Annotated in this window: 17 protein-coding genes and 1 pseudogene; 8 read left to right on the forward strand and 10 right to left on the reverse strand. The window is 71.1% G+C overall.

The annotated features are described in order from the left end of the window. The first annotated feature begins 157 nt into the window (after positions 1-157). From DKL51_RS07915 to DKL51_RS07925, 3 genes are read left to right on the forward strand one after another with little or no spacing between them, the layout of a single operon-like run. A complete protein-coding gene (locus tag DKL51_RS07915; protein WP_124811891.1) occupies positions 158-1,852 on the forward strand; it encodes an L-aspartate oxidase in 1,695 nt (564 codons plus the stop codon). After that, positions 1,849-2,745 carry a carboxylating nicotinate-nucleotide diphosphorylase gene (gene nadC / locus DKL51_RS07920; protein WP_124811892.1) on the forward strand — a complete coding sequence of 299 codons (897 nt, stop codon included), beginning with the start codon at positions 1,849-1,851 and terminating at the stop codon, positions 2,743-2,745. Before DKL51_RS07915 ends, nadC begins: the two co-directional genes overlap by 4 nt. A 17-nt stretch (positions 2,746-2,762) precedes the next feature. Then, a complete protein-coding gene (locus DKL51_RS07925) occupies positions 2,763-3,521 on the forward strand; it encodes a type III pantothenate kinase (RefSeq protein WP_109946317.1) in 759 nt (252 codons plus the stop codon). A 17-nt stretch (positions 3,522-3,538) separates the two neighbouring features. On the opposite strand, the gene DKL51_RS35625 is transcribed toward DKL51_RS07925, so the two are convergent. From DKL51_RS35625 to DKL51_RS07955, 7 genes are all read right to left on the reverse strand, one after another. Beyond that, positions 3,539-3,952, reverse strand: coding sequence for a glycosyltransferase (locus tag DKL51_RS35625; RefSeq protein ID WP_221623145.1), 414 nt, complete (start codon positions 3,950-3,952; stop codon positions 3,539-3,541). Beyond that, positions 3,915-4,589 carry a glycosyltransferase gene (locus DKL51_RS35630; RefSeq protein ID WP_221623146.1) on the reverse strand — a complete coding sequence of 225 codons (675 nt, stop codon included), beginning with the start codon at positions 4,587-4,589 and terminating at the stop codon, positions 3,915-3,917. Before DKL51_RS35630 ends, DKL51_RS35625 begins: the two co-directional genes overlap by 38 nt. Before the next feature lie 9 nt (positions 4,590-4,598). Further along, complete coding sequence (locus tag DKL51_RS07935) at positions 4,599-5,348, reverse strand: polysaccharide deacetylase family protein (protein WP_124811893.1); 750 nt, start codon at positions 5,346-5,348, stop codon at positions 4,599-4,601. Further along, entirely contained in the window at positions 5,345-6,625 is a 1,281-nt protein-coding gene (locus DKL51_RS07940; protein WP_124811894.1) for an NAD(P)-binding domain-containing protein, read from the reverse strand. Before DKL51_RS07940 ends, DKL51_RS07935 begins: the two co-directional genes overlap by 4 nt. 2 nt (positions 6,626-6,627) lie before the next feature. Then, positions 6,628-8,013 (reverse strand): carboxylate--amine ligase, encoded by a 1,386-nt coding sequence (locus DKL51_RS07945; RefSeq protein WP_185734741.1) that lies wholly within the window; start codon positions 8,011-8,013, stop codon positions 6,628-6,630. After that, entirely contained in the window at positions 8,010-10,319 is a 2,310-nt protein-coding gene (locus DKL51_RS07950) for a bifunctional polysaccharide deacetylase/glycosyltransferase family 2 protein (protein ID WP_124811895.1), read from the reverse strand. The genes DKL51_RS07945 and DKL51_RS07950 overlap by 4 nt, the downstream gene beginning before the upstream one ends. A 315-nt stretch (positions 10,320-10,634) precedes the next feature. Next, positions 10,635-11,375, reverse strand: a complete 741-nt coding sequence (locus tag DKL51_RS07955; RefSeq protein WP_124811896.1) for a class I SAM-dependent methyltransferase — start codon at positions 11,373-11,375, stop codon at positions 10,635-10,637. Positions 11,376-11,466: 91 nt separating this feature from the next. On the opposite strand from DKL51_RS07955, the gene lysS reads away from it, so the two are divergent. The 3 genes from lysS to DKL51_RS07970 all read left to right on the forward strand — a co-directional run bounded on the left by lysS (position 11,467) and on the right by DKL51_RS07970 (position 16,480). Next, on the forward strand, positions 11,467-12,975 hold the full coding sequence (gene lysS / locus DKL51_RS07960) for a lysine--tRNA ligase (RefSeq protein ID WP_109946322.1): 1,509 nt from the start codon (positions 11,467-11,469) through the stop codon (positions 12,973-12,975). Positions 12,976-13,089: 114 nt separating this feature from the next. After that, positions 13,090-13,440, forward strand: a complete 351-nt coding sequence (locus tag DKL51_RS07965) for a histone-like nucleoid-structuring protein Lsr2 (protein WP_165823196.1) — start codon at positions 13,090-13,092, stop codon at positions 13,438-13,440. Between the two features lie 508 nt (positions 13,441-13,948). Beyond that, on the forward strand, positions 13,949-16,480 hold the full coding sequence (locus tag DKL51_RS07970) for an ATP-dependent Clp protease ATP-binding subunit (protein WP_109800359.1): 2,532 nt from the start codon (positions 13,949-13,951) through the stop codon (positions 16,478-16,480). 133 nt (positions 16,481-16,613) lie between these two features. Here the strand turns inward: DKL51_RS07970 and DKL51_RS07975 are convergent. Continuing rightward, positions 16,614-17,498: pseudogene (locus tag DKL51_RS07975) on the reverse strand (HhH-GPD family protein); the annotation flags it as partial. 96 nt (positions 17,499-17,594) lie between these two features. Here DKL51_RS07975 and DKL51_RS07980 point away from each other — a divergent pair. Together DKL51_RS07980 and DKL51_RS07985 are read left to right on the forward strand one after the other, a co-directional pair. Then, a complete protein-coding gene (locus tag DKL51_RS07980; RefSeq protein ID WP_109946325.1) occupies positions 17,595-18,107 on the forward strand; it encodes a glycine cleavage system transcriptional repressor in 513 nt (170 codons plus the stop codon). Beyond that, positions 18,104-18,664 (forward strand): peptide deformylase, encoded by a 561-nt coding sequence (locus DKL51_RS07985; protein WP_109946326.1) that lies wholly within the window; start codon positions 18,104-18,106, stop codon positions 18,662-18,664. Before DKL51_RS07980 ends, DKL51_RS07985 begins: the two co-directional genes overlap by 4 nt. Before the next feature lie 142 nt (positions 18,665-18,806). Here the strand turns inward: DKL51_RS07985 and DKL51_RS07990 are convergent, their stop codons facing one another. Together DKL51_RS07990 and DKL51_RS07995 are read right to left on the reverse strand one after the other, a co-directional pair. Beyond that, positions 18,807-19,181, reverse strand: a complete 375-nt coding sequence (locus tag DKL51_RS07990; RefSeq protein WP_109946327.1) for a hypothetical protein — start codon at positions 19,179-19,181, stop codon at positions 18,807-18,809. Between the two features lie 10 nt (positions 19,182-19,191). Next, the gene (locus tag DKL51_RS07995; RefSeq protein WP_123827074.1) at positions 19,192-19,746 is read right to left on the reverse strand and encodes a hypothetical protein; all 555 of its coding nucleotides are present in this window, start codon (positions 19,744-19,746) and stop codon (positions 19,192-19,194) included. Positions 19,747-20,384 lie beyond the last annotated feature (638 nt).

A 20,384-nucleotide genomic window follows, 5' to 3' on the forward strand; every position in this document is an offset into this window, starting at 1 on the left:
CCGGTCTCGTGGGCTCGGAGATGTGTATAAGGGGCAGTCCCCAACCCCCTGGCCGCCGCCCGTTGATCTCCGGTCCCGGGGGAATGGACGTGGTAGCCCAAACCACTCGTCGCGCCCCCGGCGCCCGGGATGAGGGACGTTCGGGTTGACTGTGCTCATGGACCTTCCCACCGTCGACCTGCCGGCCCTGCCCAGACTGCTGGCCGCGCCCGCACCGGGCTGGGTGGAGACCACGGACGTGATCGTCGTCGGCTCCGGGGTCGCCGGCCTCACCGCCGCGCTGCACCTGCGCGAGACGGGACTGCACGTCACCGTGGTCACCAAGGTCAACATCGACGACGGCTCCACCCGCTGGGCGCAGGGCGGCATCGCCGCCGTGCTGGACCCGGCGGACACCCCGGCCGCGCACGCCTCGGACACCGAGATCGCCGGCGTCGGCCTCTGCGACCCGGCGGCGGTCCGCGTCCTGGTCGAGGAGGGCCCGACCCGACTGCGGGAGCTGATGCGGATCGGCGCCGAGTTCGACCGGAACCCGGACGGCTCGTTGATGCTCACCCGGGAGGGCGGGCACCGGGCCGACCGGATCGTGCACGCGGGCGGCGACGCCACCGGGGCGGAGGTGCAGCGGGCGCTGCACACGGCGGTGCGCCGGGACCCGTGGATCCGGCTGGTCGAGCACGCCCTGGTGCTGGACCTGCTCCGGGCCCCCGGCGACGGCCCCGGTGGGCTCGGGCCGGCCTGCGGGATCACCCTGCACGTGCTCGGCGAGGGCAGTGAGGACGGCGTCGGGGCGATCCTGGCCCGGGCGGTGGTGTTGGCCACCGGCGGGATGGGGCAGATCTACTCGGCCACCACGAACCCGGCCGTCTCCACCGGCGACGGGGTCGCCCTCGCCATGCGGGCCGGCGCCGCGGTCACCGACGTGGAGTTCGTGCAGTTCCACCCGACCGCGCTGATCACCCCGGCCGGCGCGAACGTGCCCGGCGCCACCCGGGCCCAGCAGCCGCTGGTCTCCGAGGCGCTGCGCGGCGAGGGCGCCCACCTGGTGGACGGCGACGGCAAGCGGTTCATGGTCGGCCAGCACGAGCTGGCCGAGCTGGCCCCCCGGGACGTGGTGGCCAAGGGCATCCACCGGGTGCTGCTCGCCACCGGCGCGGACCACGTCTACCTCGACGCCCGGCACCTCGGTGGGGACTACCTGGCCGGCCGTTTCCCGACCATCGTCGCGTCCTGCCTGGCCATCGGCGTCGACCCGGCCGAGGACCTGATCCCGGTCGCCCCGGCCGCCCACTACGCCTCCGGCGGCGTCCGTACCGACCTGCACGGCCGCACCTCCATCCCCGGCCTGTACGCCTGCGGCGAGGTGGCCTGCACCGGCGTGCACGGTGCGAACCGGCTGGCCAGCAACTCGCTCCTGGAGGGTCTGGTCTTCTCCCGGCGGATCGCCGAGGACATCGCCGCCGGGCTGCCCGAGCAGGCGAAGCCGGCGGAGACCGGCGCCTGGGTGGGCGGCGCGGGCTGGGTGGTGCCGGCCGGAGGGACGTCGGCCCTGCAACGGGCGATGACCCGGGGCGCCGGCGTGCTCCGCTCGGCGGCGACCCTCGCTCAGACGACGACGACGCTCGGGGAGATCGCCACCAACCGGGGCACCCCGCGGACCGCCGACTGGGAGGCGACCAACCTCATCACGGTGGCATCGGCCCTGGTCGCCGCCGCTCACGCGCGCCAGGAGACCCGCGGTTGCCACTGGCGGGAGGACTACCCGACGGCCGACGAGCGGTGGCTGGGCCACATCGTCGCCGGGATCGGGGCGGAGAGCCGGTTGACCGAGCGGTGGGAGGAGACCCGATGAGGGAGTCGACGGAGCAGGCGCTGCGGGCCGGTGGCCTGGACCCGGCGCAGGTACGGCAGGTGATCACCAACGCGCTCGCCGAGGACCTGGGTCTGGACTTCCTCGACGTCACCAGCGTCGCCACCATCCCGGCCGAGCAGAACGACACCGCTGACCTGGTCGCCCGCGCCGACGGCGTGGTCGCCGGGCTGGCGGTGGCCGCCGCGGTGTTCGAGCTGGTCGGCGAAATGACTGGGTCGGACCGTACGGTCGAGGTGTCGCTGGTGGCCCACGACGGGCAGCGGGTGGCGCGCGGCGACGTGCTGGCCACGGTGACCGGCCCGACCCGGCTGCTGCTCACCGCCGAGCGGACGGCGCTCAACCTGCTGTGCCGGATGTCCGGGGTGGCCACCCACACCCGGGCCTGGGCCGACGCGCTGGCCGGCACGAAGGCGATGGTGCTGGACACCCGAAAGACCACCCCGGGCCTGCGCGCCCTGGAAAAGTACGCGGTCCGCGCGGGCGGTGGCACCAACAAGCGGATGGGCCTGCACGACGTCGCGATGATCAAGGACAACCACAAGCTGGCCGCCGGCGGCATCGCCGCCGCGTACCGCCGCGTCCGGGAGACCTTCCCGGACGTGCCGGTGCAGGTGGAGGTGGACACGCTGGCCGAGGCGGTGGAGGCCGTCGAGGCCGGGGCGAACTTCCTGCTGCTGGACAACATGACGCCGGCGCAGCTCCGCGAGGTGGTCGCGGCGGTGGGGGACCGGGCCGAGCTGGAGGCGACCGGCGGGCTGACCCTGCCGGTGGCCGCCGAGTACGGCGCCACCGGGGTGGACTACCTGTCGGTGGGCGCGCTGACCCACTCCTCGCCCATCCTGGACATCGCCCTGGATCTGCGCGAGGAATGAGCGTCTAGGCTGCCAGCGTGCTTCTCTGCATCGACATCGGAAACACCAACACCGTGCTGGCGACCTTCGACGGCGACAAGCTGGTGCACTCCTGGCGGATCAAGACCGACGCCCGTTCCACCGCGGACGAGCTGGGTCTGATGTTCCGGGGGCTGCTGGCCGGTGACGCCGTGGAGATCACCGGGGTGGCCGCCTGCTCGACGGTGCCGGCCGCGCTGCGCTCGCTGCGTACCATGCTGGCCCGCTACTACGCCGACCTGCCGAGCGTGATCGTCGAGCCCGGGGTGCGTACCGGTGTGCAGCTGGCCATCGACAACCCCAAGGAGGTCGGGGCGGACCGGGTGGTGAACACCCTGGCCGCGTACACCCTCTACGGCGGGCCGTCGATTGTGGTCGACTTCGGCACCACCACGAACTTCGACGTGATCAGTGGCCGGGGCGAGTTCCTCGGCGGGGCGTTCGCCCCGGGGATCGAGATCTCCTTCGACGCGCTCGCCGCCCGCGCCGCCCAGCTGCGCAAGGTGGAGGCGACGAAGCCGCGCTCGGTGATCGGCAAGAACACGGTGGAGTGCCTCCAGGCGGGCCTCTACTTCGGCTTCGCCGGGCAGGTGGACCGGATCGTCGAGCGGATGGTCGAGGAGTTGGGCGAGGTGAAGGCCGTGATCGCCACCGGCGGGCTCGCCCCGCTGGTGATCAACGAGTGCCGCACCATCACCCACCACGAGCCGATGATCACCCTGATCGGCCTGCGGATGGTCTACGAGCGCAACCTCTGAGTCACCGCCGCCCTGGGTCACCCGACGGGGAACTCATTCTTGCTCTGCTCTTCCCCGCGGGTGCCCTCCGCCGTCCGGCGGAGGTTCCGCAGCCGGTCGTAGAGGCTGGCGATGCGGGCGGCGACCCGATCGATTCCGTACCGATCGGCGAGCGCCTCGACCGGAAGGCGCGGACCGCTGGGACGGTCCAGTTCCACGGCCAGTGCCCGGCGCAGCGCTGCCTCCTCGCCGGGTACCTGACGCGCGAGGTCGGTCACGATGCCGTCCAGGGCCGGACACGTGGTGTAGAGCAACGGCAGCCCAGTACCCAGCGCCTCGAGCATGGCCAGCCCGAACGTCTCCTGCGCCGAGGCGGCGACCAGCAGGTCGAACGACGACAGCACCGGACCGACGTCACGGCGCTCCCCGGCGAACACCACGTGCTCCGCCACGCCGGCGTCCCGGGCGGTCCCGCTTGTTCGGGTCCAGCCGGCCGAGCACCCTGATCACCTTCACGTGCGGCGCGACCCTCAGTTGGCGGCGCACCTCGGCACCGGCCACCGGGTCGTACGCGACCCGGGAGAAGTCCACCGCGTTCGGGATCACGCTGATCTTGTCTCGTGGGACGCCCCAGTCGACCAGCCGGTCCCGTACGACGTCGGATACCGCGATGGTGGCTCCCGAAAGGCGGTTGGCCGCCAGGTACAGGGCGCGTATCGGCGTGCTCATCCGGCGGCGCTCGATGTGGGTCTCGCCGACGGAGTGCTCGGTGGTGACGACCACCGGGATGCCGGCGAGGCGCGCCGCCAGGTGACCGTAGACCTGTGAGCGGTAGAGGTGGGTATGCACCACCTCGTAGCGCCCGGCGCGGACGATCCGGTGCAGCCGCCGCAGCGCGGAGACCTCCGTGTTGCGGGTCATGCCGAGATCCCGGACCCGTACGCCAGCCCGCTCCATCGAGTCCGCGACGGTGCCCGCGTTGTAGAGGGTGACGACCTCGGGATCGTGGCCAGTGTGTCGCACCAGCAGTTCGAGCTGGAGTTCCGCTCCGCCGATGCCGAGGCCGGTGATGATGTGCAGAACTTTCAAAACAACTCCTCATCTGGTGACGTGCCGGCGGTGCAGCAGGCGTTTGGCGGCGAGTCGAAACGCGGTGTCCCGCTCGCCCGCGTACATGCGGGGCAGCGCCATCAGGCCCTGCTCGGCGCGCTTGGCGAAGACCGCGCACCCATACGCGTAGCCAGCCGCCCGGACGGCCGCGCGCGCGGCGACGTCCATCGATCCGTACGGGTAGGCGAAGCCGCTCACCGGCGCGGCGAGCAGCGCCTCGAGGTCGGCGCGGCTGCCGTACGTCTCCGCTCGCAGCACCTCCGGTTCGGTGCCGGCGAGCGCCACGTGCTGCCGGCCGTGCGCGCCGATCTCCAGTCCCGCCTCGGCGAGCCGGCGGACGCCGTCGGCGTCGACCAGCGGCCACGGGGTGCCCCGGTCCCAGTCGTTGACCCCGCCGAGCCGTCCGCTGACGACGAAGACCGTGGCGGTGAACCGGTACCGGTCCACCACCGCCGGCACGTGCTCGATGAGGTCGGCGTACCCGTCGTCGAAGGTGATCCCGACCAGGCCTCGGTGCTCACCCGAGCGCATCGCGGCCACCAGTTCGCCGACCGCCACCCCGCGCAGTCCCCACCGATGCAGCCAGGCCATCTGCCGGCTGAAGCGCCGGGGCGTGACGGCCAGCCGGTTGGGGTCGAACGCGACCGAGGCCACGCGGTGGTACATGAGCACGAGCGGGGCCCGCCGGGGCAGCGCGTCGGCCGCTGCGGGAGCGGGCCGGTGCGGGTATGGGGTCATGTCGGCACCCGCCAGCGCCGCGAGCCGCCCCTCGCCGACGATCGCAGCAGGGCACCGGCCAGGGTCGCGCGGTATCGGTTCCCGGTGCCGCTCAGGTGGCGGCCCAGCACTCGGGACGCGAACTCGGTGCCGTAGACGAAGCGCATGACCGGCCCGAACGTGGGCGCCACGGCCGGCCCGACGAAGTGCAGTCCCGGCGCCGACGAGCAGAACGTCTTTCCGACCTGCGGCGTCCCACCGATGGTGCGCAGGCGGCTGCGCAGCCGCTGGTCGAGGAACGTGAGGTGGCCCAGGTCGGGGCGGTATCCCGTGGCGGAGATGATGTGCTCGGGCAGCATCTCCAGAGCGTCGCCGTCGAGGGTGCGGATCGACAGGCGGGCCCGGCCCGGGACGGCCTTCGCACCGACCACGATGTGGCCGAGGTGGACCGGGACCACGTTCTCCACGCGCGGCCGCAGCCAGGTGGATCCGGCGGGGCCGAGGGCGGTGCGGGCGCGCCTGGCGCGCTCCAGGGCCGGCAGGTGACGGAACAGATCTGGACGGTTGGAGTAGAACCAGGTGGCCCATCCCGAGCCGAGGCCGGCCTCGGGCTCGCGCAGTCGCCGCCACACCGGGCGCTCCTGCGCCAACGGCTCGCCGTTCCACTGCAGCTTCGAGCAGCGGGCCACAACACGCACGGAGGCGCCGGCCTCGTGCAGCAGGGCCGCCGACTCCAGGGCCGACTGTCCGGCGCCCACCACGACGACCTCCCGGCCGGCGAAACGGCTCAGGTCGGTGTGCTCCGAGGCGTGCGAGTGGAGTTCGGGCGGCAGCTCCCTCAGCGCGTCCGGCACGTTCGCGAAGTGCTGGACCCCGACGGCGACCACCACCCGCCGCGCCCACAGGGTAGTGCCGTCGGCCAGGGTGAGCGCGTACCCGCCGCCGTCCGGAGTCATCTCGGACACCAGGACGTTCTCCAGGTGCGGCACCTGGGACTGCTGGAACCACTCGCCGTAGGCCAGGAAGGTGTCGAGTGCGACGGGCCGGCCGTACGAGGCGTACGGACGGCCCGTCGCCCGGCAGAAGTCGGCCAGGGTGTGGCCGGGCTGCGGGCTGGACAGGTTGGAGGCGAAGCCCTGCGACTTGAGGTACATGCCAGCGGGCATGTGCGATCGCCAGAGCTCCATCGGTCGTCCGAACACGCGATGTGGCACGTCGGCGGCACGCAGGTGCGCGGCGAGCGACAGACCGAACGGTCCAGCTCCTATGACGGCGACGTCCACGGTTTCTCTGGTCATGCTCACTTCCCGTCCGATGTGGTGGTGTCGATGGGGCGGTGCTGACCGGTGACGGCTCGCGGAGCGGGGATCCGGTTCCTGGCGGGTCCGGGTCGGTAGCGGGGTGCGGTGCCGACCGGGTCGCGGGCCGCCGGACGGAAGGGGCGGCGGAACGCTCGCCAGCCGCTGCGCAGCCACATCAGCCCGAAGGGAGCCAGGTCGTCCCGGGCGAACCAGGCTGTCTCGTCCATCCGGCGCAGAGAGCGGACCCACCCGCGCAGGTCGAGCTCACCGCGCCGGCGGTAACCGAGGGCCGCGAGCAGGTCGTAGTTCTCCACGACCAGCCGACGATCGGGGCAGGGTTGCTCCTCAGGTACGGGCTGCCCGGTCAGGTCGAGGTAGGCGGCGCGGACCACGTCCAGGCCGGCGGCGTCCTCGAAGACCCGGAACTGCGCGCCGAGGCGTGGGTTGAAGTCGAGCATGCGGTACCGATCGTCACGGGCGTCGCGGCGCAGGTCGAGGTCGAGCAGACCGCGGTAGGACAGCCCGGTGAGCAGGCGGCCGACCTCGCGGCGCAGGGGTTCGTTGTCCACCGCACGGCCGAGACTGGTCAGTCCCGCGTGCGGGGGGTACGAGCGCAGTTTGACGCCGGTGAAGCCGGGCCGGCAGGCGGAGTCACGCGCGCAGTAGCCGTGGAAGAACCAGTCCGCCCCCGCATCGCCGGGCACGTACTCCTGCAACATCAGCCCAGGGGTGCCGCGGCAGCCAGGTCCGTCCGGCCAGCCGGCCATCAGGGCGGCGAACTGTTCGGGGGTACGCACCAGCCTCGTGCTGGGGCTTCCCGCGGGGTACGTGGGACACCAGGGGCGGATCTGCTTCACCACCAGCGGGAAGCCGACCTGGCTTGCGAAGTCCCGCGCCTCGGATGGGGAGGTCGGCACCATGGTCTGTGGGGTGGACACGTCCCACTCCCGGCAGAGCAGGTGCAGCTCGTACTTGTCGGCGACCCGGCGGGGCAGGTCGGGCGGAGGCGCCGGGAACAGGAACCACTGTCGCAAGGGCGCCCCGTGCTCGGCGAGAAAGAGTGCGCCGGCGTCGTCGGTGGGTATCAGCACCGCGCGACGGCCGATGCGCTGGGCCATCAGGGCGAGCCCGGCCGCGATCCGGTGCGGGTCGTCGACGCCCGGGTTCCACCGCCACCGGCCGCACACGTACCGGGAGGCGGCGGCGGGTGCGAGCGGGTCCTCGCAGACGGTGTGCACGGGCACCCCGAGCCGACCAAGGCTGCGGATGACTCCGAGACCGCCGTGATGGAACACGTTTCGGTCGAGTTTGAGCACCACGGCCGGGGTTGAGGTGTCCACCGCGGCGAGCTCGGCGGGACGAGCGGGCACCGAGTTCCGCCTCACGGGTTCACCTCGATCCGGTCGTCGAGGGCCGGCACCAGCACGTGACCGGTGCGTTGCAGCTTGTTCCAGCCGAGCCGGGTGCCGCGCAGGATCAGGTAGAGCGAGCGGTAGAGCAGATAGGCGCGCAGCGGTTCGAAGATCAGCGGGTAGACCGGCACCATCAGCAGGTGCACTGCCCGTTCCCGGGTCAGCCAGATGCCGACCACGGCCATGAGCAGCCGGACCAGCAGGAACAGGGCGCTGTAGAGCAGGAGCACGGCGAAGCCCCCGCCCTGGATGGCGATCAACGCCATCGCGAAGACGAACGGTACGAAGAGCACCGGCAGCACCACCGACAGGACGGCCTGCGGGAGGGTGACCAGACCGAGCCAGCCGTACCGGGGGTTGAGGACCATGCGCCGGTGCTTCCAGAGCGCCTGCAGATTGCCGTACATCCAGCGGAACCGCTGCCGGCTCAACGCCCGCAGAGTCTCCGGCACCTCGGTGTAGCAGACGGCCTCGTCGTCCTGCGTCACCCGATAGCCGAGGCGCTGCAGCGCCAGGGCCATGTCGCAGTCCTCCGTGAGGGTGGCGGGCGAGAAGCCGCCGGCGCTCAGCACCGCGTCGCGTAGCCAGGCCGCGCACGCACCGGGCACGACCATGATGCCCCGCATGAGATCCTGGCTGCTCCGTTCGACGCCGAGCTGGGTGACCACCTCCAGCGCCTGCCAGCGCGTGATCAGGTTGCGCAGGTTGCCGACCCGGATGACGCCACAGACGGCGCCGAGCCGGCGGCGGCGTTGCTGGTTGATGGTGAAGTGCCGGACGAGGTTTCCCACCGTGGTCGCAGTGAATACGGTGTCCGCGTCGAGGGTCACCACCACCTGGCCGCGGGAATGCTGGAAGCCCTGGTTGAGGGCGGACGCCTTGCCGCCGTTCTCCTGACGCAACAGCCGGATCCGGCCGTCCCGATCGGCCAGCCGGCCGACGATCTCGGCGGTGTCGTCGGTGGACCCGTCGTCGACGACCAGGTACTCGACGATGTTGCCGTATCGGGAGCGCAGCAGCGGGCGGAGCGTCTTGTCGATGACCCGCTCCTCGTTGTACGCCGGGATCACCAGCGACACGGTCGGACCCGCGAAGTCCCGGGGCAGATCGGTGAACCTGCGCCGGTACCGATGCCGGCGAACCAGCGCGATGCCGACGTTGACCAGGCCGCCGACCACGACGAACGCGACGGCGAGCAGGAACAGCAGACGTAGGAGGGCGTTCGCTCCGTACCAGCGGATGCGGTAGGCCAGGTACGTCTCGCGGTCCCACACGCTCGGCCCCACCTTCCGGGTGCCGTTCCTGACCTCCTGGCTCACCTGGGGCAGGGAGTGGAAGGTGTAGCCGTTGCCGATCGCCCACGGGATGAGCTGTTCCAGATAGTTGAGGGTGGCGGCCCGGTTCCCGCCGCCGTCGTGCAGCAGGATCGTCAGGTTGTCCTGGTCGAAGACCGGGAACGGGATCGGCGTGGCCGGCTCGGTCTCCGGGTCGCCGTAGCGCCAGTCGTTGGTGTCGAAGTCGTCGAGCGAGACAAGGTACCCGAGCTGCTGCACGGTGAGAACGGCGTTGATCCCGCCGCCGCTCTGCTTGTCCGTGTCGCCGTTGAACGGCAGCCGGAACAGCGTGGTGTCGACCCCGGTGGCGGCCCGGATGACCCGGTCGGTGAGGAGCAGCTGGCGCTGGGCGTTGGCCCGGGTGATGTACGGGTGGGTGAAGGTGTGGTTGCCGACCGCGTGCCCCTCGCGAATCATCCGGGCAACGATCTCGGGGTGGCGCACCACGGCCGACCCGACGACGAAGAACGTCGCCTGGACGTGCTGCCGGGCCAGCAGGTCGAGGATCAGCGGGGTCCAGGTCGGGTCCGGACCGTCATCGAAGGTCAACGAAATGGTGTGGTGGGCGGCGGTGCTGTACCCGTAGCGGTCCAGGGCGAACCGGGCCCCGTTGAGCTCGGCGGTCTCCTCGGGGGCGAGCGTGCGGACGACCTTTCCGGAGCCGGGGTCGACCGCGACTCTGCCGGAGCCCCGCTGCTCGATGCGGACGGCCCGTACCAAGGGGCCGGTGCCGATGACGGGCGGCTGCTCGGGGACGTCGGCCGGGTTGACCACCCGGAGCGTGGCCTGGCTGACCGCTCGGCCCGACACGCTGTGGATCTCCCGCCAGGACAGCACGGTGGCGAGGACGGTGAGGGCCGTGGCGAGGATCAGCAGTACGCGCAGCCGCCGCCAGCGGCGGCCCGTCGGGTCGACGAAGACGTACTGATTCGGGTGCGAAGTCATCCACGAGCCCCCCGTTGGCGCGGGTGCGGCCGCTCGGCTTGTGGTCCGCCTGCCAGCCGGGCGGGACGTACCTGCTCCCGCAGCCCCAGGGGGTCGGGCACGTGCCCGTAGCGCCACCCCGCGTGTCTGAGAGACGGCGCTGTCCCTGCACGGATTGTGACGGCCGTCAGAGGCGCCCGAAAAGGGTGGACGGCCCGGGAGAGCTACTTCTCATGTGAAATCCGACATCCAGGGTGACCAGGGAAAATCCGCTTGTTGTCGAACGGAGGGCGCCGCGGGCCGCCGCGCCGGGGGGCAAACACCCACCGCGGTGACTCAGTGTCGTCGGGCCCGGAAGGCGACGGTGACGTACGGCAGCTCGATTTCGTCCCGCCCGGCCAGGTCCGGGTGGGTGCTGAGCAGTTCCCGGACCCTTCGGTCGACCTCCTGCTGCTCCTCGGGTCCCGCGGTCAGGTAGGGCGAACGGGTGCGGACCATGCCGCCCAGCACTGCCCGGCTCAGCCTGGCCCGGTGCCGGAACTCGGCCAGCTCCACCGTCCCGAACGCATCGCCGAAGTCACCGTACTTGTCGATCAGGTGACCGGTGTTGTCCCCGGTTCCGGAGACCCGGCTCAGCTCCGCCACCCACTCGACGCTGTCGTCCCGGCTGTTCCACATCGGGGCGAACGTCCCGCCCGGGCGGAGCACCCGGGCGATCTCCGCGTGCGCGGCCTCCCTGTCGAACCAGTGGTACGCCTGGCCCACCAGCACCGCGTCCGCCGCCCCGTCCGTCAGCGGAATCGACTCGGCGCTGCCGGCCCGCGCCGTCGTGCCCGGGGTCACCCGGTCCAGCTCGGCTCGCATCCCGGGGTCCGGCTCCACCGGTACGACCTCGTGGCCGAGGGCGAGCGCCGCACGGGTCAGGATGCCGGTGCCGGCACCCAGGTCGACCACCCGGGCGGGCGCGGGCAGCCCGTCCAGTGCCCAGCGGACCGCCTCCTCGGGGTAGCGGGGTCGGAACCGGTCGTACTCCGCCGCTGCCGTGCCGAAGGAGAGGGCGTGAGTGGGGTCGGTCATGGCCGGCAGGTTATCCGGTAACGACCACCTGAGGGCTTGAGTACGCTCGGGGCCTGACCCCGCCGATATCTCCCTTCTGAGGAAGCGTGCCGTGACCGAGCAGAACGCCGTGCCAGTCGACCCCGCCGACGACCTTCCCGAGCAGCTGAAGGTCCGCCGGGAGAAGCGGGAGCGGATGCTCGCCGAGGGCGTCGAGCCGTACCCTGTCGGATTCCCCCGGACCAGCACGCTGGCGAAGATCCGTGAGCAGTACGCCGACCTGCCCACCGACACCGCCACCGGCGACCGGGTCTCGGTCACCGGCCGGGTGATCTTCATCCGGAACACCGGCAAGCTCTGCTTCGCCACCCTGCGGGACGGTGACGGCACCGAGTTGCAGGCGATGCTCTCGCTGGACCGGGTCGGCGCGGAGCGGCTGGACGACTGGAAGCGGCTGGTCGACCTCGGTGACCACGTCGGGGTCACCGGTGAGGTGATCACCAGCCGCCGGGGCGAGCTCTCGGTGCTGGCCGAGGAGTGGGCGGTCACCGCCAAGGCGCTGCGCCCGCTGCCGGTGGCGCACAAGCCGCTGAGCGAGGAGGCCCGGGTCCGCCAGCGGTACGTGGACCTGATCGTCCGCCCGCAGGCGCGGCAGATGGTGCGTACCCGGGCGGCCGCGGTGCGCAGCCTGCGCGATTCGCTGCACGGCCAGGGCTTCATCGAGGTGGAAACCCCGATGCTCCAGTTGCTGCACGGTGGCGCCGCGGCCCGCCCATTCGTGACCCACAGCAATGCGCTCAGCACCGATCTGTATCTCCGAATCGCGCCGGAACTGTTTCTCAAGCGTGCCGTGGTCGGTGGTGTCGACCGGGTCTTCGAGATCAACCGCAACTTCCGTAATGAGGGAGTTGACTCGTCACACTCTCCCGAGTTCGCGATGCTGGAGACCTACCAGGCGTACGGCGACTACGACACGATGGCCAAGCTGACCCGTAATCTGGTGCAGCAGGCGGCGATCGCGGTCAGTGGCTCGACGGTGGTCACCCACGCCGACGGGCGCGAGTTCGATCTGGGCGGCGAGTGGCGCTCGGTGACGCTCTTCGGCGTTCTTTCCGAGGCGCTCGGCGAAGAGGTCACCGTACGCACCGAACGGGCCCGCCTGGTCGAGTACGCGGACAAGGTCGGTCTCGACGTCGACCCGAAGTGGGGGCCGGGGAAGCTGGCCGAGGAACTCTTCGAGGAACTTGTCGTTCCGGGCCTGCAGGCGCCCACCTTCGTGCGCGACTACCCGGAGGAGACCAGCCCGTTGACCCGGGCGCACCGCAGCGAGCCGGGGCTGGCCGAGAAGTGGGACCTCTACGTGCTCGGCTTCGAGCTTGGCACGGCGTACTCCGAGCTGGTCGACCCGGTGGTGCAGCGGGAGCGGCTGGTGGCCCAGGCGCAGCTCGCGGCGCGCGGCGACGACGAGGCCATGCGACTGGACGAGGACTTTCTCCGGGCGATGGAGTACGGAATGCCGCCGGCCGGGGGTATGGGAATGGGAATCGACCGGCTCTTGATGGCGCTGACCGGCCTCGGAATTCGGGAAACCATCCTGTTCCCGTTGGTCCGACCCGAGTAGCACACGACCTTCTCCGTGTCGTTACCGCGTCCTATTGACGCGGCAACCATCGGGCGGGTTACTGTGCTCCTGGATTCTTTGCAGGAGCAACCCTGCTCGAAAGGAATGTGGGACGTGGCCAAGCAGATCATTCACAAGCTGGTCGATGACCTGGACGGCGGGGACGCTGACGAGACTGTCAAGTTCGCGCTCGACGGCGTTCAGTACGAGATCGACTTGTCCGCGGCGAACGCCGAGAAATTGCGCGACGTATTCGCGACGTACATCGCGCACGGCACCAAGGCCGGCCGGGGTGGCGTGGTGGTGGGCGGCCGGGCCGCGCGTGGCCGGGGCGGCGCCACCGCCGACCGCGAGCAGAACAAGGCGATCCGCGCCTGGGCCAAGAAGGCCGGCAAGGACATCTCCGACCGCGGCCGCATCCCGCAGGAGATCGTCGACGAGTACCACTCGAAGGCGGGTCACTGAGGGCCTGTCCTCGACCGGGCGACACCGACGCCGGACCGGAGTGCGACTCCGGGCCGGCGTCGGCGTTTTCCGCCCACGATGGCCGTCTGTCCGGTCCGTGCCGTCCGGGCCCGGCGTGTCGTACGGACCCGCTGCGAACCCGTGCCCGGGGCGGGAAGAATCGGATTGGGGTAGGCGTTGTCCACAACAGGTGGAGATCCCATCCACAGCCTGTGGAAAGACGTCCCCGGGGGTGACCCGGGTACGAGCGCGCGGCGTTCGGCCGCGGCTCGCGGCTCCATCCGAATTTCGCTCTGCGCGTACAGGCAGGGGTACCGGAACACCTCCTGAGCGCGGACGGTTGTCAGAAACGACGCGTAATCGGCTCTCCACGAGGACACACGACCTCAGCGGAGTCGGTCCGCGGCGATAGAGTAATGAGGCATGGACGCCCGTCCCGGACGTTCATGCACCGGCCCCGCCAAGATCTTGACCATCAAGGCGCACGGCACGTGAGGAGCACGAGGGCATGTTCGAGCGGTTCACCGACCGAGCGCGACGGGTTGTCGTCCTGGCCCAAGAAGAGGCCCGGATGCTCAACCACAACTACATCGGTACGGAGCACATCCTGCTGGGCCTCATCCACGAGGGTGAAGGCGTCGCGGCAAAGGCCCTGGAGAGCCTCGGCATCTCCCTCGAGGGCGTCCGCCAGCAGGTCGAGGAGATCATCGGCCAGGGCCAGCAGGCGCCGAGCGGGCACATCCCGTTCACGCCGCGGGCCAAGAAGGTGCTGGAGCTGTCGCTGCGCGAGGCGCTGCAGCTCGGCCACAACTACATCGGCACGGAGCACATCCTGCTCGGTCTGATCCGCGAGGGTGAGGGCGTCGCCGCCCAGGTGCTGGTCAAGCTCGGCGCGGACCTCAACCGGGTCCGCCAGCAGGTGATCCAGCTGCTCTCCGGCTACCAGGGCAAGGAGCCGGCCGCGGCGGGCGCCGCGCCGGGTGAGGCCGCGCCGTCGACCAGCCTCGTGCTGGACCAGTTCGGCCGTAACCTGACCCAGGCCGCCCGCGAGGGCAAGCTCGACCCGGTGATCGGGCGCGAGAAGGAAATCGAGCGGGTCATGCAGGTGCTCTCCCGCCGTACCAAGAACAACCCGGTCCTGATCGGTGAGCCCGGCGTCGGTAAGACCGCCGTGGTGGAGGGCCTGTCCCAGAAGATCATCAAGGGCGAGGTGCCCGAGACGCTGAAGGACAAGCAGCTCTACACGCTGGACCTCGGCGCCCTGGTCGCCGGTTCCCGCTACCGCGGTGACTTCGAGGAGCGCCTCAAGAAGGTGCTCAAGGAGATCCGCACCCGCGGCGACATCATCCTGTTCATCGACGAGATCCACACCCTGGTGGGTGCGGGTGCCGCCGAGGGCGCGATCGACGCGGCGAGCATCCTCAAGCCGATGCTGGCCCGTGGCGAGCTGCAGACCATCGGCGCTACCACCCTCGACGAGTACCGCAAGCACCTGGAGAAGGACGCCGCTCTCGAGCGCCGGTTCCAGCCGATCCAGGTGGGTGAGCCCTCGCTGGCCCACACCATCGAGATCCTCAAGGGCCTGCGTGACCGGTACGAGGCGCACCACCGAGTGAGCATCACCGACGCCGCGCTGGTGGCGGCGGCGACGCTCGCCGACCGGTACATCTCCGACCGCTTCCTGCCGGACAAGGCGATCGACCTGATCGACGAGGCCGGTGCCCGGATGCGCATCCGCCGGATGACCGCGCCGCCAGACCTGCGCGACTTCGACGAGCGGATCGCCCAGGTCCGCCGCGACAAGGAGTCCGCGATCGACGCGCAGGACTTCGAGCGGGCTGCCCAGCTCCGCGACAAGGAGAAGCAGCTCCTCGGCCAGAAGGCGCAGCGGGAGAAGGAGTGGAAGGCCGGTGACCTGGACGTCGTCAGCGAGGTCGACGACGAGCAGATCGCCGAGGTGCTCGGCAACTGGACCGGCATCCCGGTCTACAAGCTGACCGAGGAGGAGACCTCGCGCCTGCTGCGCATGGAGGACGAGCTGCACAAGCGCGTCATCGGCCAGGAGGACGCGGTCAAGGCGGTCTCGAAGGCGATCCGGCGTACCCGGGCCGGCCTGAAGGACCCGAAGCGCCCGTCGGGCTCGTTCATCTTCGCCGGCCCGTCCGGTGTCGGTAAGACCGAGCTCTCCAAGGCGCTCGCCGAGTTCCTCTTCGGCAGCGAGGACGCCCTCATCCAGCTGGACATGTCCGAGTTCCACGACCGGTACACGGTGTCCCGGCTGGTGGGTGCCCCTCCCGGCTACGTCGGCTACGACGAGGGCGGGCAGCTGACCGAGAAGGTGCGGCGTCGGCCGTTCTCGGTGGTCCTCTTCGACGAGATCGAGAAGGCCCACCCGGACGTGTTCAACACGCTGCTCCAGATCCTGGAGGACGGGCGGCTGACCGACGGTCAGGGTCGGATCGTGGACTTCAAGAACACGGTCATCATCCTGACCACCAACCTCGGTACCCGGGACGTCGCCAAGGCGGTCTCGCTGGGCTTCCAGGCCTCTGAGGACTCCGAGTCGAACTACGACCGGATGAAGCAGAAGGTCAACGACGAGCTCAAGCAGCACTTCCGGCCTGAGTTCCTGAACCGGATCGACGACACCATCGTCTTCCACCAGCTGCGCGAGAACGAGATCCTCTCGATCGTGGACATCATGATCCAGCGGATCGAGACGCAGCTGCGGAACAAGGACATGGGCCTGGAGCTGACCGACAACGCCAAGAAGTACCTGGCGAAGAAGGGCTTCGACCCGGTGCTGGGTGCGCGGCCGCTGCGTCGCACGATCCAGCGCGACATCGAGGACAACCTCTCGGAGCGGATCCTCTTCAACGAGCTGACCCCGGGTCAGATCGTGGTGGTGGACTGCGAGGGCGACCCGGAGAACATCGACAAGTCCAAGCTCGTCTTCCGTGGCGCGGACAAGCCGGTGGAGGTTCCGGACGCCGTCCCGGCCGACCTGGGTGGCGCCGCCACCGCAGGCGCGGACGAGTAAGGAACATCGCGCAGGGCGACGGCCCCGGTAGGCGAAAGCCACCGGGGCCGTCGCCTTTTCCATGCCTGCCCGGCCAACGGGGCCAGCCTCGCCGGCCGCGTGGGCTTGATCGACATGGAGGAGCCATCGCCCCCGGGGGGCCGTCGCCTACCAGGCGGAAGGCGGCCTCGCCGACCGGCTCGACGAGGCCGTCGGTGACCAGGCCGGCCAGCGCCCGGGCGCGCTGCACGTCGTCGTGCCACACCTGGTCGAGGCGCTGGTGGGGCACCGGGCCGGTGGCCTCGCGGAGCACTCCGAGCAGCAGGCCGCGGACCTGGCGGTCGGTGCCGGCGTACCGCTGCGGGCGGCGGGTCGGGCCGGCCGGGGCGGACTGGCCGGAGGCGCGCCAGGCGCACACCGACTCCACCGGGCAGGCTGGGCAACGGGGAGAGCGGGCGGTGCAGACCACCGCGCCGAGTTCCATGAAGGCGGCGCTGGCCAGCGCGGCGGCGGCCGGCTCGACCGGGAGCAGTTCCTCGGTGGCGACCAGGTCGGCCGGGCGGGTTACCGGACCGGCGTCCGGTTCCCCGCCGATCGCCCGGCAGACCACCCGGCGCACGTTGGTGTCCACCACCGGGTGCCGCTGCCCGTACGCGAACGCCGCCACCGCCCGGGCCGTGTACGTCCCGACGCCGGGCAACGCCAGCAACTGGTCCAGCCGGTCCGGCACCTCGCCCCCGTGCCGCTCCACGATCGCCACCGCGCACTCCCGCAGCCGTACCGCCCGACGGGGATAGCCGAGCCGCCCCCACATGCGGATCGCCTCGGCCGGCGTGTCCTCGGCCAGCGCGGCCGGCGCCGGCCAGCGGGTCAGCCACGCCTCCCAGGCCGGCAGCACCCGTACCACCGGCGTCTGCTGGAGCATGACCTCGCTGACCAGGATCGCCCACGCGCTGGTGCCGGGCTTCCGCCAGGGCAGGTCGCGGGCGTTCTCCTGGTACCACCGGCTGACCACGGCGGCGAAAGTGGGCTCAGACATCGCGCTGCCGATGATGTCACGGGGCGCTTTCCCGCAGGTTGGGCGGCCGGGCCGGGCCGCCGCGGATGGCCTCCGCGAGCGGGGCAGAATGTCCGGATGAACGAACTCGCGATCACCGTCATCGGTCGGGACCGGCCGGGCATCGTGGCCGACGTCGCCGAGGCGCTCGCCCGGCTCGGCGCGAACCTCACCGACTCGACGATGACCCGGTTGCGGGGACACTTCGCGATGACCCTGATCTGCGTCGGCCCGGCCACCGCCGACGTGGAGGCCGCGCTGGCCCCGCTCGCCGCCGACGGCCAGCTGCTGGCGACCGTACGCGCGGTCACGCCGGACGGGCAGACCGCTCCAACCGGCGAGCCGTACGTGATGGCGGTGCACGGCGCGGACCGGATGGGCATCGTGGCCGCGATGACCCGGGTACTCGCCGATGCCGGGGGCAACGTCACCGACCTGAGCACCCGGCTGACCGGCTCGCTCTACGTGGTCGTCGCCGAGGTGGAGCTGCCGCCGGGCAGCTCGGACGAGGTGGCCGGCCGGTTGGCGCGTACCGCCGCGGACCTCGGCGTCGGGGTCAGCCTCCGCCCGGCGGACACGGACCTGCTGTGACGGCGGAGTACGTGGGCCTGGGTGACTGGACCGTCGAGACGCTGTCGGTGCCGGGCGAGGTACGCCCGGTGGTCTCCGCCCCCGACCCGGTGCTCAGCCGCCCCGGGCCGGAGGTGGACCCGACCTCGGACGAGGTGGTCCGCCTCGCCGCCGACCTGGTCGCCACGATGCAGGTCTCCCCGGGCTGTGTGGGTCTCGCCGCGCCGCAGGTGGGAGTGAGCGCCCAGGTGTTCGCGGTGGACGTCACCGGTCACCCGAAGGCGGTCACCGTGCACGGCACGTTCGTGCTCTGCAACGCCAAGGTGGTCGAGGCGAGCCGGTGGAAGGCCGGGCGGGAGGGCTGCATGTCGGTGCCCGACCTGACCGGCGACGTCAAGCGGGCCGGCCGGCTGGTGGTGGAGGGCGTCCTGCCGGGTACGGGTCGACCGGTCCGGCTGGTCACCGACGGCTTTGAGGCCCGGGCGCTCCAGCACGAGATCGACCACTGCGCCGGTCTGCTCTTCCTCGACCGGGTCGCCGGCGCCCACGCCATCTACCAGCGCAAGGTCTACCTCTGACGGCTGTCGGGCCGGGCCGTTCCACGCCCGCACCGTTCCGGCGGGTTCGCCACTCGCGCGGTGGCCGCCCTCCGCGGGATGCCGTCTGGTCCCTGCGCCGGTGACCCGGCGCAGGGACGCTGTCGGTGCGCACCGGCTTGGTCTAGCCGCCGAACGCCTGGAAGAAGGTGGGGAACGTGCCGACGACGCCGAGCCCGATGAGGATCAGGGCGATGGTCAGCGCACGTCGGGTCTCGTACGGCTTGTTGCGGTAGACGAGATGCAGAACCACCCAGGCGGCCAGCCAGACCAGTACGGTGACGATGGTCTTGCCGGACAGCGGGCCGACCGCGTTGTTCCAGTTCAGCGCATCCTTGAATCCGGTGCTGGCCTCGGAAAGGGTGGTGACCACGCCGAGGGCGAGCGCGCCCACGCCGCCGGCCAGAATCGCCGCGGCGATCGGGCCTTCGGGCCTGTCGGGGTAGTGGATGCCGTCAAACTCGGCGGTGCCTGAGGGCCGGTCGGTGACAGTGCTCATCGGTGTCCTCCTAATGGACCGGTGCGACCTTGGTGATCAGGGCGCCCAGCGTGCCGGCGACGGCGGCGAAGCCGAAAGCGAGCACGAACAGGGTGATGGCGGTCCTGCGGACCCGGTCATGGCGGATCAGATTGGTGCCGTAGTAAAGGACGATGAATGCCACCACGGTGGCCAGAATCGGACTGAGCCAGGCGATGTGCTCCTTCCACTCCATCCCGAACTCGTGCCATCCCTCGGTCGCGGGATCGGCCAGCAGGACCGACTTGGGGCTCGTCTTGCCGGTAGCGCGGTACCAGGGGTAGACCACCCAGGTTCCGGTGAGGACGGTGCCCCACGCGGAGATCGCCATCGCCACCACGCCAATCTTCAGGCGGCGCATGCGCTCCACCACCCCCTCAGGGGTGACCAGGCCGGCGCGCAGGCTGTACAGGCCGGCCAGACCACCGGCGAAGGCCAGCAGAAACACCGCGCCGAAGCCCATCCCGTGGATGAGCCCCCACCACTCTCGATCTGTCAGGTGCATCGGGACCTCCTCAGGCCGCGAGCCGTTATCAAAAAGGGTCACCCGTGTTCGATGTCATGGTCAAGGCTGGGAGCACACATCGACCAGGGTCGAAGGTCCCGGGTGTCTCGCACGGCCTGGGCGGCCGCCCCGGCGTGGGGTGCCGTGCGGCGGGGCCGCCCCGGCCGATCGTGGCGGTGGGGACCCGGGCGGCGGTGTGTCGCCGTAGCGATTCTGGGCCGGCGTGCCGGTCGCGGCGGCGGCCCGCCCCATGCGGGGGAGCCGGGCCAGGTGCTCGCCCGTGGCGCAGCGTACCGATCCGGGTCCGCTCGGTGATCGCAATCCAGCTGACACCGTCGAGTATGGAGTGAGCGGCCGGCGTGGCAGCAACCTCCCGGCGCGTCGTGACGCGCCTCGCGCCGGGCGCCGCTACCGTGAACGCATCATGCGTCTGACGGTCGGCCCCCTGCCACCCGCCGTTTACTGGCGGCGTCGCGCCGTCGTACTCGGAGCGGGGCTTCTCTTCCTGATTGTCCTGCTCTATTCCTGCAGCGATCCTGGGCGCAACACCGGCGGCACGGCGAAGCCGGGGTCGTCGCCGACCGCCTCCGCCTCGGCGCTGAAGCCGGTGCCGTCCGGTTCGGCGCTGACGCCGCAGACCGGTGCGCCGTCCTCCACACCGGGCGACACGGGCGGCGGGC

Source organism: Micromonospora globispora (genome assembly GCF_003857015.1).
In the GTDB taxonomy this organism is placed as follows: Bacteria; Actinomycetota; Actinomycetes; order Mycobacteriales; family Micromonosporaceae; genus Micromonospora; species Micromonospora globispora.